11 protein-coding genes and 1 pseudogene are annotated in these 14955 nt (G+C 66.1%); 4 read left to right on the top strand and 8 right to left on the bottom strand.

The window, feature by feature from the left end:
• Positions 1 to 153: 153 nt before the first annotated feature.
• Positions 154 to 714: an NADPH-dependent FMN reductase gene (locus OU419_RS24830; RefSeq protein ID WP_254472441.1), complete on the top strand. Its 561-nt coding sequence runs from the start codon at positions 154 to 156 to the stop codon at positions 712 to 714.
• Between the two features lie 40 nt (positions 715 to 754).
• Here the strand turns inward: OU419_RS24830 and OU419_RS24835 are convergent, their stop codons facing one another.
• Both OU419_RS24835 and cbpA read right to left on the bottom strand, forming a co-directional pair.
• Positions 755 to 1057, bottom strand: coding sequence for a chaperone modulator CbpM (locus OU419_RS24835; RefSeq protein ID WP_408004909.1), 303 nt, complete (start codon positions 1055 to 1057; stop codon positions 755 to 757).
• Positions 1054 to 2007, bottom strand: a complete 954-nt coding sequence (gene cbpA, locus OU419_RS24840) for a curved DNA-binding protein (RefSeq protein WP_254472440.1) — start codon at positions 2005 to 2007, stop codon at positions 1054 to 1056. The genes OU419_RS24835 and cbpA overlap by 4 nt, the downstream gene beginning before the upstream one ends.
• 261 nt (positions 2008 to 2268) lie before the next feature.
• On the opposite strand from cbpA, the gene pdxR reads away from it, so the two are divergent.
• Positions 2269 to 3705: a MocR-like pyridoxine biosynthesis transcription factor PdxR gene (gene pdxR / locus OU419_RS24845; RefSeq protein WP_254472439.1), complete on the top strand. Its 1437-nt coding sequence runs from the start codon at positions 2269 to 2271 to the stop codon at positions 3703 to 3705.
• Between the two features lie 144 nt (positions 3706 to 3849).
• On the opposite strand, the gene speA is transcribed toward pdxR, so the two are convergent.
• The 4 genes from speA to OU419_RS24865 all read right to left on the bottom strand — a co-directional run bounded on the left by speA (position 3850) and on the right by OU419_RS24865 (position 8628).
• Positions 3850 to 5760, bottom strand: coding sequence for an arginine decarboxylase (speA, locus tag OU419_RS24850; protein WP_254472438.1), 1911 nt, complete (start codon positions 5758 to 5760; stop codon positions 3850 to 3852).
• 258 nt (positions 5761 to 6018) lie between these two features.
• Positions 6019 to 6390, bottom strand: a complete 372-nt coding sequence (locus tag OU419_RS24855; protein ID WP_254472437.1) for a translation initiation factor Sui1 — start codon at positions 6388 to 6390, stop codon at positions 6019 to 6021.
• 631 nt (positions 6391 to 7021) lie between these two features.
• Positions 7022 to 7561: an NUDIX hydrolase gene (locus OU419_RS24860; RefSeq protein WP_254472436.1), complete on the bottom strand. Its 540-nt coding sequence runs from the start codon at positions 7559 to 7561 to the stop codon at positions 7022 to 7024.
• A 2-nt stretch (positions 7562 to 7563) separates the two neighbouring features.
• The gene (locus OU419_RS24865) at positions 7564 to 8628 is read right to left on the bottom strand and encodes a DUF2333 family protein (RefSeq protein ID WP_254472435.1); all 1065 of its coding nucleotides are present in this window, start codon (positions 8626 to 8628) and stop codon (positions 7564 to 7566) included.
• Positions 8629 to 8917: 289 nt separating this feature from the next.
• Between OU419_RS24865 and OU419_RS24870 the strand changes: the two genes are divergently transcribed.
• Entirely contained in the window at positions 8918 to 10531 is a 1614-nt protein-coding gene (locus OU419_RS24870; RefSeq protein WP_254472434.1) for a response regulator, read from the top strand.
• 1573 nt (positions 10532 to 12104) lie between these two features.
• Positions 12105 to 12620 (top strand): annotated as a pseudogene (locus tag OU419_RS29085) (methyl-accepting chemotaxis protein); the annotation flags it as partial.
• A 166-nt stretch (positions 12621 to 12786) separates the two neighbouring features.
• On the opposite strand, the gene speB reads toward OU419_RS29085, so the two are convergent.
• A complete protein-coding gene (speB, locus tag OU419_RS24880; protein WP_254472432.1) occupies positions 12787 to 13749 on the bottom strand; it encodes an agmatinase in 963 nt (320 codons plus the stop codon).
• A gap of 69 nt (positions 13750 to 13818) precedes the next feature.
• Positions 13819 to 14907, bottom strand: coding sequence for a polyamine ABC transporter substrate-binding protein (locus OU419_RS24885; protein WP_254472431.1), 1089 nt, complete (start codon positions 14905 to 14907; stop codon positions 13819 to 13821).
• Positions 14908 to 14955 lie beyond the last annotated feature (48 nt).

Here is a 14955-nt window from a genome sequence, read left to right on the forward strand (position 1 = left end):
GATGCACTCTAGCGCCGCCATGCACCAGCCCACAGTGCCAAGAATGCGCAAAGTGACTGGGACATAGTTGCCCGCCATTGATCCCGGTCCCGAACGAACCCGCCGCCATCGGCTATAACAAACGGCTCCAACCTTTGTCTTCAAGGAATCGCCATGAGTAAAGTCTTCGATGTCGCCGTCGTGGTCGGCAGCCTGCGCAAGGACTCCCTCAATCGCAAGATCGCCAAGGCCTTCGCCCAACTGGCGCCAGCCAACCTGAAGCTGGAGATCGTCGAGATCGGCGACCTGCCGCTGTACAGCGAGGATATCGACCACGACTCGCCGCCCGCCGCCTACGGCGCCTTCCGCGAGCGCATCCGCCGCGCCGATGCGGTGCTGTTCGTCACCCCGGAGTACAACCGCTCGGTGCCCGGCGCCATGAAGAACGCGATCGATGTTGGCTCGCGCCCCTATGGCAAGAGCGCCTGGAACGGCAAACCCTGCGCCGTGGTCAGCGCCTCGCCGGGCGCCATCGGCGGCTTTGGCGCCAACCATCACCTGCGCCAGTCGCTGGTGTTCCTCAACATGCCGGTGCTGCAGCAGCCCGAAGCCTACCTGGGCGGTGCCGGCAGCTTCTTCGATGACGCGGGGCAGCTCTCGGAGAAGACCCGCCCGTTCCTGCAGAGCATCATCGACGCCTTCGCCGCCTGGATCGCCCAGAACCAGCCGCGCTGATACGCCCTGGCGCCGGCCCGCGCTGGCCGGCGCCTGCCTGTCATTCCTCCAGCAAACGCGCCAGCCGCTGCCGCAGGTAGCGGTTCTCCGCGCGCAACTCGTCCACCTCATCCAGCAGCCGCAGTGCCAGCGCGATGCCCGGCCAGTCCAGTTCGAACTCGCGGCGCAGACGTACGGCTCGACGCACCACGCTGACCGCCGTGCAATCGAACACCCAGTGTCCGGCACGCCGCTCGCGGGGCTCGACGATACCCACCTCGACTATCTCCACCAGCACCTCGCGGGGCAGGTTCACCGATTGGCAGAGCTCCTCGAGGTCCACCACCATCACTGTCGTCGTCATGCGCGTTTACCCCATTCTGCACGGGGGTCGAAAGCCGCCTTGGCGGCGAGTTCTTCCCAGAGTTTGCGTGTCGCCTCGTCGGCAGCCTTGGGCATCACCACCTTGAGCACGGCGTAAAGATCGCCGGGCGCGGCATCGCCCTTGTTCGGCAGGCCCTTGCCCTTGATGCGCAGGCGCTGGCCAGCCTGGCTGTTGGCCGGGATGCCCAGGCTGATGCGCCCACCGAGTGTCGGCACTTCCACCCTGGCACCGAGCGCGGCTTCCCAGGGCGCCACCGGCACGGTGACGACCAGGTCGCGGCCATCGACATCGAACAGCGGATGCGGTACCAGGCGGATGGCCAGGTACAGGTCGCCCGGCGGCCCGCCATTGATCCCCGGCGCGCCCTGCCCCTTCAGGCGGATTCGCTCGCCATCGGCGGTGCCGATGGGAATCTTCACGTTCAGCGTCCTGTTCTGCGGCGGCAGGCGACGTCCGTACTCGTCGAAGCTGGGCAGGGCGAAGCTGATCGGCCGGCTGTCCCCGGAGAGAGTTTCCTCGAGGAACAGCGGTACTTCCATTTCTACGTCCTGGCCGCGGTGCGCCCGCGGTTGGCGTTGCCCACCGGCTGCGGCGCGGGCTCCGAATATCTGCTCGAAGAAGTCGGAGAAATCCTGTTCATGCCCCGGCGGCGGCCCATCGAAACCGCCGCGCGGCTGCCAGCCCGGCGGCGCCTCGAAGTGCGCACCCTGCTGGCCGTACTTGCGCAGTTCATCGTACTCGGCGCGCTTCTCCGGGCTCCTGAGCACCTCGTAGGCCTCGGAGACTTCCTTGAAATGCGCCTCGGCGTCCGGCTCCTTGCTGACGTCCGGGTGATACTTGCGCGCCAGCTTGCGGTAGGCGGTCTTGATCGCCTTTTCGTCGGCATCGGGTTCGACACCCAGGGCCGCGTAGTAATCCTTGAATTCCATCGTGATCGATCGCTCCTCACGTAGCTTGAACCTGTAGGCGCCTGGATTTCCGGGGATCACGCAGGCAGCCGAAACCGCTGCGCGCACTGCGAGGCGAACAGGTGGAGAAAATGGGGTCTGCAGGACAGATGGAGTCGCCGCAGCCACTTTTCAACACTGCCCGAAAGCCTAGTCGCTGATCCTGCGCTCAGACGGCGAGGACGATTTGATACCGGTCATGGCATAGTCGATCATTCGAAAAGCCGGGGTACCGAACAGGTCATGACCACACTCATCGACTCGCTCCGCCTGCCGCTGGACCACGGCCCGGACCTGCCGATCTATCGTCAGCTCTATGAGCGCATCAAGGACGCCATCGCTCGCGGCGCATTGCGCCCAGGCGAGCGTGTGCCGCCCGTACGCGGGCTCGCCGGCGAGCTGGGGGTGGCCCGTGGCACGGTGGAGCTGGCCTATCAGTTGCTGGTCAGCGAGGGTTACCTGCAGACGCGCGCACAGGCCGGTACCGTGGTCTCGCCACAGTTGGCCGGACGCGCCACCGTGAAGGCGCCAGCCGTGCCGGCGAGCAGCGTGGAACGCCACGTGCCCGGCGTGATCGCCCACGGCCCGGCGGTTCGGCCGCTCCAGCTCGGCCTGCCGGCGCTGGACGCCTTCCCCCGCGCCCTTTGGTCGCGTCTGTGCGCACGCCGTCTGCGCCAGCAGGGCGCCTGCGCGCTGGCCTATCCGGAGCCCAGCGGCTACGGCCCGCTGCGCGAGGCAGTGGCCGGCTATCTGGGGGTTTCCCGAGGGATTGTCTGCGACCCGGCGCAGGTATTCATCTGCGCCGGCTACCAGGGTGCGCTGGACCTGATCAGCCGCACGCTGCTGGAGCCGGGCATGCGCTTCTGGCACGAAGACCCCGGCTACCCGCGTGGCCGGGAACTGCTGCGCCGCGCCGGCGGCAGGCCGGTAGCAGTCCCGGTGGACGTCGACGGCCTGAATGTGGAACTGGCGATAGAGCGCGCGGCGGACGCGCGTTTCGCGCTGGTCACGCCGTCGCAGCAGAGCCCCACCGGCGTCGCGCTCAGCCTGGCCCGGCGCCTGGCGCTGCTGGAGTGGGCGGCCAGCCGCGAAGCCTGGATCGTCGAGGACGACTACGACAGCGAGTACCGCTACGCCGGCTTCCCCCTGCCGGCGCTCAAGAGCCTGGACCGCGACGGCCGGGTACTCTACACCGGTACCTTCAGCAAGGTGCTGTTCCCCGCACTGCGCCTGGGCTACCTGGTGGTGCCGCCGGCGCTGGTGGAAGACTTCGTGCGCACGCAGCAGGTCTTTCCTTCCGGCTGCGCCGAACTGTTGCAGGCGACGCTCTGCGACTTCATGCAGGAAGGCCATTTCGCCCGCCACCTCAAGCGCACCCGAACACTCTACGCCCAGCGCCGCCAGTGGCTGCGCGAGGCGCTCGAATCGAGACTGGGCGAGCGCCTGCGCTTCGCCGAAACTCCCGGCGGGCTGCACCTGATCGGTGCCGTGGACGGCGACGACCTGGCCATCGCCAGGCGAGCCCAGGCCGATGGGCTCGGCTTGCAGGCGCTCAATGCCTGGTGCACGGAAGTGCGGCGAGAGCCCGCGCTGGTGATGAGCTTCACCAACGTGGTGGATGAATCGATGGCGGGAGTCTTGGCGCAGCGGGTAATGGAGGTGATGGCGCACAGCGGATGACAACGCTGCCCGCCGATTGCCCGCGGCTGCCACCTCGCGGGATACGGTCTGGAATGGGGCGCGGCGTATTGGGATGGCAGCTCCCGCGAAAGCCAGAGCAAAAGCCCCGCCGAGGCGGGGCCTTGCAGGCGGCTCAGCGGCGTGTCAGGACAGATACGCCGAACGGGTCAGCCCCAGGCGCAACGAGTCGAGGAACTGCGTGCGCTCACGCGCGGTGAGCTTTGCCCCGGCTACCTTGTCGCGGTAGTGGGTCATCAGCTCCTCGGGCGACAGGTGCACATAGCGCAGCATGTCCTCGATAGTGTCGTGGGTCTCTATGCCGGCGTGGTAGAAGCTGCCGTCGGCATTCTGGTACACGTTCACCGAGTCGGTGTCACCGAACAGGTTGTGCATGTCGCCGAGGATTTCCTGGTAGGCGCCGACCAGGAAGGTGCCGATCAGGTAGTCCTCGCCCTCCTTCACGTCGTGCACCGGCATGCTGGTCTCGATGCTCTGCTCATCGACGTACTGGGTGATCTTGCCGTCGGAGTCACAGGTCAGGTCCTGCAGCACAGCGCGACGGTTCGGCTCCTCCTCCAGGCGATGGATCGGCAGGATCGGCAGCACCTGGCCAATGGCCCAGGTGTCGGGCAGGCTCTGGAACACCGAGAAGTTGCAGATGTACTTGTCGGCCAGCTTGTCGTTGAGCTCGTCGAGCACCTGGCGATGCGAACGCTGGTGCGCCTTGAGCTGGTTGTGCAGGCGACGGCAGATGGCGAAATAGCACTGCTCGGCCAGGGCCTTCTGCGCCAGGTTGATCTTGCCCTCGGCGTACTGCGCGGCGGCATCGCTCATGTAGTGGGTGGCGCGCCAGTAGGTCTCGGTGACCATCTCCGCGTCGGTCGGGCCGAGCAGATCGGCCAGCCACTGGACGATCTCCGGCTGTTCGGCGAGGTCGGCGATCTTCGGCACCTGGTCGTTGTGACGCTCGACATCGGTGACCTGGGTGATCAGCACCGCGTGGTGCGCGGTCAGCGCGCGGCCGCTCTCGGAGAAGATGTGCGGATGCGGCAGGCCCTGCAGGTCGCAGAACTCCTTGAGCATGCCCACCACCACACCGGCGTAGTCGTCGATGTCGTAGTTGATGGAGCTGGCGTTGCGCGAGTGGGTGCCGTCGTAATCCACGCCCAGCCCTCCGCCGACGTCCACGTGGTCCACCGGCAGGCCGAGGGCGCGCAGTTCACCGTAGTAACGGATGGCTTCCTTGAAGCCGTGCTGATAGTCGGCGAGATTCGCGATCTGCGAACCCATGTGGAAGTGCAGCAGGCGCACACCCTGGTCGAGGCCGGCCGCGCGGAAGCGCTCGACCACCGACAGCAGTTGCGCGGCGGACAGGCCGAACTTGGCTTTCTCACCACCGGTATCGGCCCACTTCGAGGACGCCAGCGACGACAGGCGCACGCGCAGGCCAACCTGCGGCAGCACGCCGACATTGGCGGCTTCCTCGATCACCAGCTGAACCTCGGACTCTTTCTCGATCACGATGAACACGTTGTGGCCGAGCTTCTGCCCCATCAGCGCCAGCTTGATGAACTCGCGGTCCTTGTATCCGTTGCAGACGATGGTGCCGCCCTTGGGCGCCAGCGCCAGCACGGCCATCAGCTCGGGCTTGGAGCCGGCTTCCAGACCGATGGAAACGTTCTGCGTTGCGATGATGCTTTCCACCACCGCTTCCTGCTGGTTCACCTTGATCGGATACAGCGCGGTGTAGCGGCTGCCGTATTCCAGGCGCGCGATGTTGGCGTCGAATGCGCCGGTGAGTTTGCGCACACGGTCCTGCAGGATGTCCGGGAAACGCACCAGCAGCGGCAGCGACAGACCGGCCTCGCGCAACTGGCCGACCAGAGCGTGCAGATCGATCGGCTGAGCATCGGCGCCCTGCGGGCGCACTTCGACGTTGCCGGCGTCATTGATGGCGAAATAGCCGGCGCCCCAATGGCGAATGCCGTAGATGCTGCGGCTGTCTGCCACGGTCCAGTTGCTGCCGTCGTCTTTGCGGGTCCGTCTAGCGGCCATGCGTGGTGGTCTCCTCAAGTATCTCGAATGAATGCAGGCGCCCCGCCCGGCGAGCGGGTGAGTCGTCAAAGCCTAGTAGGCCGGTATGACGTTGCCGTGTTGACCGCCAGCGTTGGCGGTAAGTTTAGGAAAATCCGACGACGCGCCAGGGCGCACCGGAAAATCTCCCATCTAGGGAAAGGGCTTGCCGGCCATGCACGCGCAGCGCATCGCCTGGAACCCCTTCTCTACAGAGGAGAATCTCTTGGGAGAGACGGCTCAGCCGCCGGATTTCTTCGCCTTGAGGCCGCGCTTGGCCAGCTCTTCGAGGAGCAGGTCGACATGGTCGCCCTGGATCTCGATGATGCCGTCCTTCAACGCGCCGCCAGTGCCGCAACGCTTCTTCAGCGCGGTGGCCAGGTCCTTGAGCGCGTCGGCGGCGAGCGGCACGCCGCTCACCGTGGTCACGGTCTTGCCGCCGCGCCCCTTGGTTTCACGACGCACGCGAGCGATACCATCGCCGGCCGGAATCCCGGCCTGCTTGCAGGTACATGCGGCAACGGGCTGATTGCAGTCCGGGCAGTGCCGGCCAGCATCAGTGGAATAGACGAGCCCGCCAAGGGCGGACAGGGAGGAAGCTTTCTTGACCACCGGGCTTATCCCCAGGATTGGCCTCTAAGACACTGCTCATGGTCGGCTGTGCGTCGGCGGACCGGCGTTGGAAATCGTCTCTGGATGCTCATTTACTGCCGTAAACTCCGCTTCCTCGGCGATTTCCGCCTTGTTCCGCTCTAGCTCGCCGCCCCTGAACCGGTCTTGCCGGGCCAGGTCAACGAATGGCCGGCTGCTGCCGACCGCGACGCCCCACTCAGGCAGGGGCTGCGCATTCCCGGCAGAGGACCCTGCCGGAAAGGTCGCGCAATTTAGCAGCATTGAAGGCAAATGCTAAGAGCCAAAATGCGTCATTGATCGGCGCTTTGGCGACATCGATGCCACACCTCTCCGCTCCTGCCTTTGCTTCATATCGCCACAACACTGGTTCATCCACTGTGAACTGGGGCTTCCGGCGCGCAATCGCCCCTTGCAGGAGGCCCGGCGAAGCCGGGCCGTATGTCGGGGCAAGACCTTTTGGTTCCTTTTGGGAGGGCGGCTATCCGACGTTTGCCAAAAGGGACTCGCCCGAGGGGGCGAAACAAAAAACAACCAAGCATGCCGAGGCGGCGCAGAACACCGCTCCCGAAATCGGCGGATAATGCCTGAGGCGTTATTCGCCCTACGCTCGTCAGAAGCTCACGAGGTACTTGCGCAACGCCGCCAGTGAATCAGGGCAATACGGTGTGCCCGCCCTAGCCTCGGCCAGCACCTGGTGCGGGTCGATGAAGCGCGCCTCCAGCACCTCTTCCGGTTGCAACCGCAACGGCGCATCGGAAACGGCGGAGAACACTGCACACCAGAGGCGGTTGTCCGGCTGATCGAAGAAGAACGAGCCATGCTCGCGCAACTCGACGCCGGAAATCCCCAGCTCCTCCTCCAGCTCGCGGGCAGCGGATTCGGCATAGGTCTCGTCGGCCAGCACCATGCCGCCGGCGGCGGGATCCCAGTAGCCGGGGTAGATCGCCTTGCTCAGCGTGCGTCGATGCACGCACAGCTCACCGGCACCGTTGAACAGCAGGATGAACGTGCCGCGCCCGATCAGCCCGCGCTCGCGCAACTCCGCGCGCGGCAGGCTGCCCTTGAGCTGGTCATCCCGGTTGACCCAGGCCACCAGTTCGGCGTCGGAAGCCGCCCGGTGGGCGGCCTCCTTGTCGCTGATCCCGTCCATCGTCAGCCCTGGGCCAGCAGTTGGCGCAGATCGATGATCGCGGCGTTGGCGCGGGAGATGTAGTTGGCCATCACCAGCGAGTGGTTGGCCAGTACGCCGAACCCGCTACCGTTGAGGACCATCGGGCTCCACAGCGGCGCCTGGGCGGCCTCCAGTTCGCGGATGATCTGGCGCACGCTGACGGTGGCGTTCTTCTTCGCCAGCACGTCGGCGAAGTCCACCTCGATGGCGCGCAGGATGTGCGATAGCGCCCAGGCCTGGCCACGTGCTTCATAGAACACATTGTCGATCTGCAGCCACGGGGTTTCCTGCAGCTCTTCCTCGACCTGCGGAGCCTCGCCAGGCGCGCTCGGCACGGTCGGCTTGATGTTGGTGTTCAGCTTCACCCGGCCAACGCTGGCGGACAGGCGCTGGGACAACGAGCCCAGGCGAGTGGAAACGTCGCCCAGCCAGTTGTTCAGGCTGTCGGCACGCGGGTAGAACTGCGCACCGGCCGGCTCGGCGGAGAGACGCGCCAGGTAGCGGTCGAGAGACTTGATGCCTTCGCCGTACTCGGACTCCGACGAGGGCAGCGCCCAGCTCTTGTTGTCGAAGTTGAAGCGCGGCTCGGCGCGGGCCAGGTCGGCATCCTCGGTGGACTGCGACTGGGAACGGGCGAAGTCCTTGCGCAGCGCGCGGGACAGGTCGCGCACCTGAACCAGGGCGCCATATTCCCAACTGGGCATGTTGTCCAGCCAGACACCCGGCGGGAAGATGTCGTTGGAGAGGTAGCCGCCCGGCTTGTTCAGCAGCGTGGCCACCACTTCCTTGAGGGTTTCCACCGTGGTGTAGCCGACCACCATCTGGCGGCCGGAGCGTTCAGCCGCAGCCTGGGCGTTCTGCTGCACGGGGAAAAGGTCAGGCTCCTGGCTCCAGTACCAGCCGATCACGCCGGCGACCACCAGGTAGAGGCCCAGCAGGCCGCCGAGCACACGGCTCAGCCACGGCCCGCCGAAATAGGCACGCACGTCGTCCACCGAGTCATCGACGCGATCGCGCACGGAGCCGCGTTTCTTCCAGTTCCACATGGCAAAGTCCTTAGCATCACGAAAACGAAGTTGGGTTGGACACCGTTGCGCCCCGGTGGTGCCGTGGCGAAACGGGCCCGCCGCACAAGCATGCCGTACCCGGGCAGCTCAACGCAGCCTACCCTGCGCATGGTGCGCGGTAACGTAGCGAATTACAAAGCGCACATCGTTTGATCGAAGGCACTGTTATTGCCACCAACTACTGGTAGCATAGGGCCAGCACTGTGTATCACGGCGGAAACATGCCGCCCCGCACGCACCGCGTACGGATCTAATAAAGAAGCGCGCGATGAACGAGCTCGACGATCCCCCCCTCGACCGCCTCAAGCATCACTTCGCTCAGCGAGTGATCCACCAGGCCCGCCACTTGCTGGAAGTCTGGCAGCGCCTGTCGCGGTCGGAATGGAACAGCAGCGGCATGGATGAGCTGAGCGAAGCCTGCCTGCGCCTGCTGCGCTATGCGGAGCGCTTCGAACAGGCCGAGCACGCCGACCTGGCCAAGGCCATCGACAACTGCCTGCGCGCGGTACAGGAAAATCGAGGACGGCTCTCCAGCGAGCTGATCACCGAACTCAATCGCCTGATGCAGCGCCTTTCGCGCACCGGCCTGCGCCACGGCGACCAGTTCGAGCAGACCAGCCTGCCGCCCCTGCGCAAACCCGTATACCTGGCTCTTCAGGACATGGAGCGCGCCGAGCGCCTCGCTCAGCAACTGGAGTTCTTCGGCATGGCTGCGCAGCCCTGCGAGAGTGCCAATGCCTTCCGCGCGGCGATGGCCGAGCGCCACCCAGCCGCCATCGTCATGGAAATCGACTTTGCCGGTGCCGCCCAGGGCCTGGAACTGGCCAACGAGGCGCAGGCCGGGCTCAAGCAGAAGCTGCCCGTGCTGTTCTTCAGCCACGAGGAAACCGACACGCCCACCCGGCTGGCTGCGGCGCGCGCGGGCGGCCAGGACTTCTTCACCGGCGCGCTCGATGCCTCCAGCCTGCTGGAGAAGATCGAGACCCTGACCCGAGTGGCGCACTACGAGCCGTTCCGTGTGCTGATCGTCGACGACTCGCGAGCACAGGCGGCACATACCGAGATGGTCCTCAACAGCGCCGGCATCGTTACCCGCGCGCTCACCGCGCCGCTGTCGGTGATGGCCGAACTGGCAGAATTCCAGCCCGACCTGATCATCCTCGACATGTATATGCCCGAATGCCTGGGCACTGAGCTGGCCAAGGTGATTCGCCAGCACGAGCGTTATGTCAGCGTGCCGATCATCTACTTGTCGGCCGAAGACGACCTGAACAAGCAGCTCGACGCCATGAGCGAAGGCGGCGACGACTTCCTCACCAAGCCGATCAAACCGCGCCACCTGATCGCCACCGTGCGCAACCGCGCCGCCCGCGCGCGCAGCCTGAAGGCACGCATGGTGCGTGACAGCCTGACAGGCCTGTACAACCACACCCACACCCTGCAGCTACTCGACGACGCACGCTTCCGCGCCCGCCGCGAGGAACGGCCGCTGACTTTCGCGATGCTCGATATCGACCACTTCAAGCGAGTCAACGACACCTACGGCCACCCGATGGGCGACCGGGTGATCAAGAGCCTGGCTCTGTTCCTCAAGCAGCGCCTGCGCAAGACCGACCACATCGGCAGATACGGCGGCGAGGAGTTCGCCGTGGTCCTGCCCGACACCGACGCAACCTCGGCGCGCAAAGTGCTGGAGGAGATTCGCCAGCGCTTCGCCGAGATCCACTACCCGGCGCAGCCCGGCGACCTGACCTGCACCTTCAGTTGCGGCATCGCCGAACTGACCGACGACATGGACATCAAGACCCTCGCCAAGCAGGCCGACGAGGCGCTGTACCGCGCCAAGCACGGCGGCCGCAACCGTGTGGAAGTCTATGGCTGATACGGCGGCGCTGGCTCTGCCGCGCCGTTTACCGAGAAACTACTGGCACTCTGTCATCAGCCAGTAATCAAACTGCAATAGGGTCATGGCTCGCCGTTTCCGCTGTCGGTCGAGACCTGCCATGCGCCTCAAGCTGCTGACCAACCTCAATACCTTCCTGCTCCTGCTCGTGTGCCTCGCGCTGGGTGCCACCCTGTGGTGGTCGCAGCGCGCACTGGAGCGACCGTTCACCCTGATGGACCGCTATCTGGAACTTTCCCAGGACTTCGAGCGCGACGTGGCGCAGAACATACAGGCGTACCTCGCCAGCGGCGACGCGCTCAAGCAGAAGACCGCGCAACAGGCGCTGGAGCGATTGGCCGAAGAGCTGCCGCAGTTGCCCGAAAGCCTTCGCCAGCAATTGGGCGGCAGCCTCGATGAGCTGAGTCAGTTCAGCGCCAACCAGCTCCTGGCCGCCGGGAAGCTGGCCGGCGATCCCCAGGGGCTGTTGTTGCAGGCCGAGCGGGACCTGCTCGCCGCCCTCGACCAGCTCGGCAGCTACGCCGATGCCAGCCAGAACCCCGCCGCCGCGGAATACCGCACGCCGCTGCTGCAAGCCGGCCTGCACCTCACCCGGCTCGCCCATGCCCGAGCCAAGCTGGTGGAAAGCGGCAATCCGGCTCTGGCCGACGATACCCAGCGCGAGCTCGACAGCCTGCGCCAGCTTGCCGAACGCATCGACGCGCTGCCGCTGCTCGGCGTTCTCGAACAGCAAGCCTCCGCCTCCGACGACTTCGCCGCCATGATGGGGTTGGACACCCAGCCCACCGAACAGCAGCAGAGCGAGGATCGCGGCGTCATCCTCAAGCGCGATCTTACCGGTGTCCTGCGTCGCTATCCCGATGAGCTGGCACGTACCCGCCAGTTGATCGCCCAGCGCCAGCAACTGGCGGCCGCCACCAGCCAACGCCTGGGCGCCGTGCAGGAATCGCTGGCGACCCTGGAGCCGCTGGTGCGCGCCGAACGCACGCGCATCCAGGGCCAGGTGCGTCTGATCCAGGGCGCGCTGATCGCCCTGATCCTGCTCACCGCACTGACCATCGACACCCTGCAACGCCGCCTGGCCCGCGTGCTCGGGCAACTGGTGCCGGCGCTTTCAACCTGGGCCCGTGGCGACTTCAGCCAGCCGATCGCCCTCGCCACCCGCACCCGTGATCTGCTGGAGCTGCAGGAATCATTGAACCGCCTGCGCGACTTCCTCGGCACGCTGGTCGGCACCATCCACCTGCGCGCCGAGGAAGTCGCCGGCAGCAGCCGTGCGCTGGCCGAACTGTCCGGCGGCCTGCATGCCGGCGCCGAGCGCCAGGCCAGCGACACCGGCGAAATCCGCGACGCCCTGGGCAATATGGAGGCGGCGATCCAGCAGGTCGCCGGCGACGCCAGCCAGGCAGCCACCGCCAGCCATGCCGCGGGCCTTGCCGTGGAACAGGGCCAGCGCGTCATCGGCAACAGCCTGAACGGCATGCGCGCGCTGGTGGACGAAGTGCAGAGCAATGCCCAAGCCATCGAAAACCTGGCGGAAGAGTCGGCCACCATCGGCAACGTACTGGGGGTGATCCGCTCGATCGCCGAGCAGACCAACCTGCTCGCCCTCAACGCCGCCATCGAGGCCGCCCGAGCCGGCGAACAGGGCCGTGGTTTCGCGGTGGTCGCCGAGGAGGTTCGCTCGCTGGCTCTGCGCACCGCCGGTGCCACAGAGGAAATCCAGCAACTCACCGCGCGCCTGCAACAGGCGGCGCGGCAATCCGTGGAAGCCATGCGCAGCCAGGTGGAGCACGCAGAAATTACCGCCAACCAGGCCAGCGCGGCGGAAGGCGCGCTGGACGAGGTGGTGGAAGCGATCCGTACCATCGCCAGCATGGCCGAGCGGATCGCCGAGGGTTCGGCGCAGCAGAGCGGCGCGGTCAGCGAAATCCGCTCGCACAGCGAGCGCATCCACGAACTAGGCAGCGAGAACCTGCGCCTGATCGGCCAGGGCCGCAGCCAGGGTGAGCAGCTACAGGAACTGGGCGGTGCGTTGCACACCGCCGTGCGGGCTTTCCGGGTCTGAGCTCGACAGTATCGACATAGCGCGCCCCAGACCTGAGATCGGGCATTTGCAGGATGGCTGGAGCGGACTCCGTCCGCGATGGGTCAGCCTGGCGCCATCAGGCAATCCGGAGCGGTCGCTGAGTCAAGTCCGCTCCTATGATCGTGCCCTGTAGTTCGGCGTGAGCTCACCGCTCGCCAAGCTTGTGCCGCGCCGCATACAGGCAAACCATTTCCATCGCCAGGGTCGCTCCCGCCAGTGCGGTGACCTCGGCGTTGTCGTAGGGCGGCGCGACTTCCACCACATCCATCCCCACCAGGTTGATGCCACGCAGCCCGCGCAGGATTTCCAGCGCCTGGTGCGAACTCAGCCCGCCGCACACCGGTGTTCCGGTTCCCGGCGCGAAGGCTGGATCAAGGCAGTCGATATCGAAGGTGAGGTACACCGGGTTGTCGCCAACCCGCGCGCGAATGCGCTCGGCGATGGCTTCGGGCGCATGCCGGTGCACTTCGCGGGCATCCAGTACCTGGAAGCCCATCACATCGTCGTTGGTGGTGCGCAGGCCGACCTGCACCGACCGCGCCGGGTCCACCAGCCCTTCGCGGGCCGCGTGGTAGAACATGGTGCCGTGGTCGATGCGCTGGCAGTCTTCATCGGGCCAGGTGTCACTGTGAGCGTCGAAGTGGATCAGCGACAGTGGGCCATGCTTCTTCGCGTGGGCCTTGAGCAGCGGGTAGCTGATGAAGTGGTCGCCACCCAGCGTCAGCAACGCGCAGCCGGCGGCGAGGATGTGCGCAGCGTGCTCCTCGATGGTCGCCGGCGTCTGCTGCGGCTGGCCGTGGTCGAAGTCGCAGTCGCCGTAGTCGATCACCGCCAGGTGGTCGAACGGGTCGAATTCCCAGGGAAAATGCCGGGCCCAGGCCATCTGCACCGACGCGGCGCGGATCGCTCGCGGCCCGAAGCGGCTGCCGGGGCGGTTGGTGGTGGCGGTGTCGAAGGGAACTCCGCTTACGGCCAGATCGACGCCGCGCAGGTCGCGGCTGTAGCGGCGGCGCATGAAGCTGGTGACGCCGGCGTAGGTGGATTCGGCCGCGGTGCCGTAGAGGCTGTCGCGGGTGATGGCCTGGTCGTTGGTGTAGGCGTGGTCCATGTCGTCCTCATCGTTTTTCTGGTTGGGTCGCGGTGTTCGGGGCTCCGCGCCCTTGCGAAGCACGACCGGTCAGCCGCTGTGCGTGCGGAATGCCGACCAGAGCCGGGTGCGCTCGCGCTGCTGTTTCAGAGTCAGCAACTGTTCGCCGAACAACTTCTGGCGCACCGCTGCCGGCGGATAGATGTCCGGATCGCCGGATACTTCGGCAGATAGCAACGGCTTGGCCTTCTGGTTGGCGTTGGCGAAGAACAGGGTGTTGGTCAGCTCCGCGATGGACTCCGGGCGCAGCATGAAGTCGATGAACGCACGGGCCTCCTGGGGGTGCGGGGCATCCACCGGAATCGCCATCATGTCGAACCAAATCAGCGTGCCTTCCTTCGGGATCCGGTAGAGCACCTCGAACGGCTTGTGCGCCTGCTTCGCCTGGCTGGCGCCCATCAGCGCGTCGCCGGAGTAGGTCAAGGCGAGGCAGAGGGTGCCGTTGGCGAGATCGTTGATGTGGTTGCCGCTGGCGATGTAGCGCACGTTGGGTTGCAGCTTGCGCAGCAGCTCGCGGACCTCCGCGAGGTCGGCGGCGGCGGTGCTGTAGGGCGGCTTTCCGAGGTAGTTCAGCGCGACACTGATGATTTCCTGCGGCGAATCGACCAGCGAGATTCCACAATCGGCCAGGCGGCTGGCGTACTCGGGCCTGAACAGCAGGTCGAGGCTGTCCAGCGGCGCATCGGGAATGCGTTTCTGTACGGCCTCTCTGTTGATGGCGAGGCCGACGGTACCCCAGGTGTAGGGCACGCCGAAGCGGTTGCCGGGGTCGATGGTGGCGAGCTTGGCCAGCAACTCCGGGTCGAGATTGGCGAAGTTGCCCAGGCGCTGCGCATCGACCGGCTGCACCGCCCTGGCCTGGATCGCCCGGGCCAGCCCGCTGCTGGCGGGGAACACGATGTCGTAGCCGCTGCCACCGGTCATCAGCTTGCTGTCGAGCACCTCGGCACTGTCGAAGGTGTCGTACTTCACCCGGATACCGGTTTCACTCTGGAAGCGCGCGAGCGCCTGGGTACCGACGTAATCCGCCCAACTGTACAGGTTGAGCACCCGCTCCTGCGCCTGCAGGGGCAACGCCAGGGCCAGCAAGGCCGCCCAATGGAACGCACGCATGATCATCGCCTCGGGTCGTTGTGGTGATGAAGCGAGCATGCAGGGCGCTTTACT

The sequence above is a fragment of the Pseudomonas triclosanedens genome, assembly GCF_026686735.1.
GTDB classification, from domain to species: Bacteria; Pseudomonadota; Gammaproteobacteria; order Pseudomonadales; family Pseudomonadaceae; genus Pseudomonas; species Pseudomonas triclosanedens.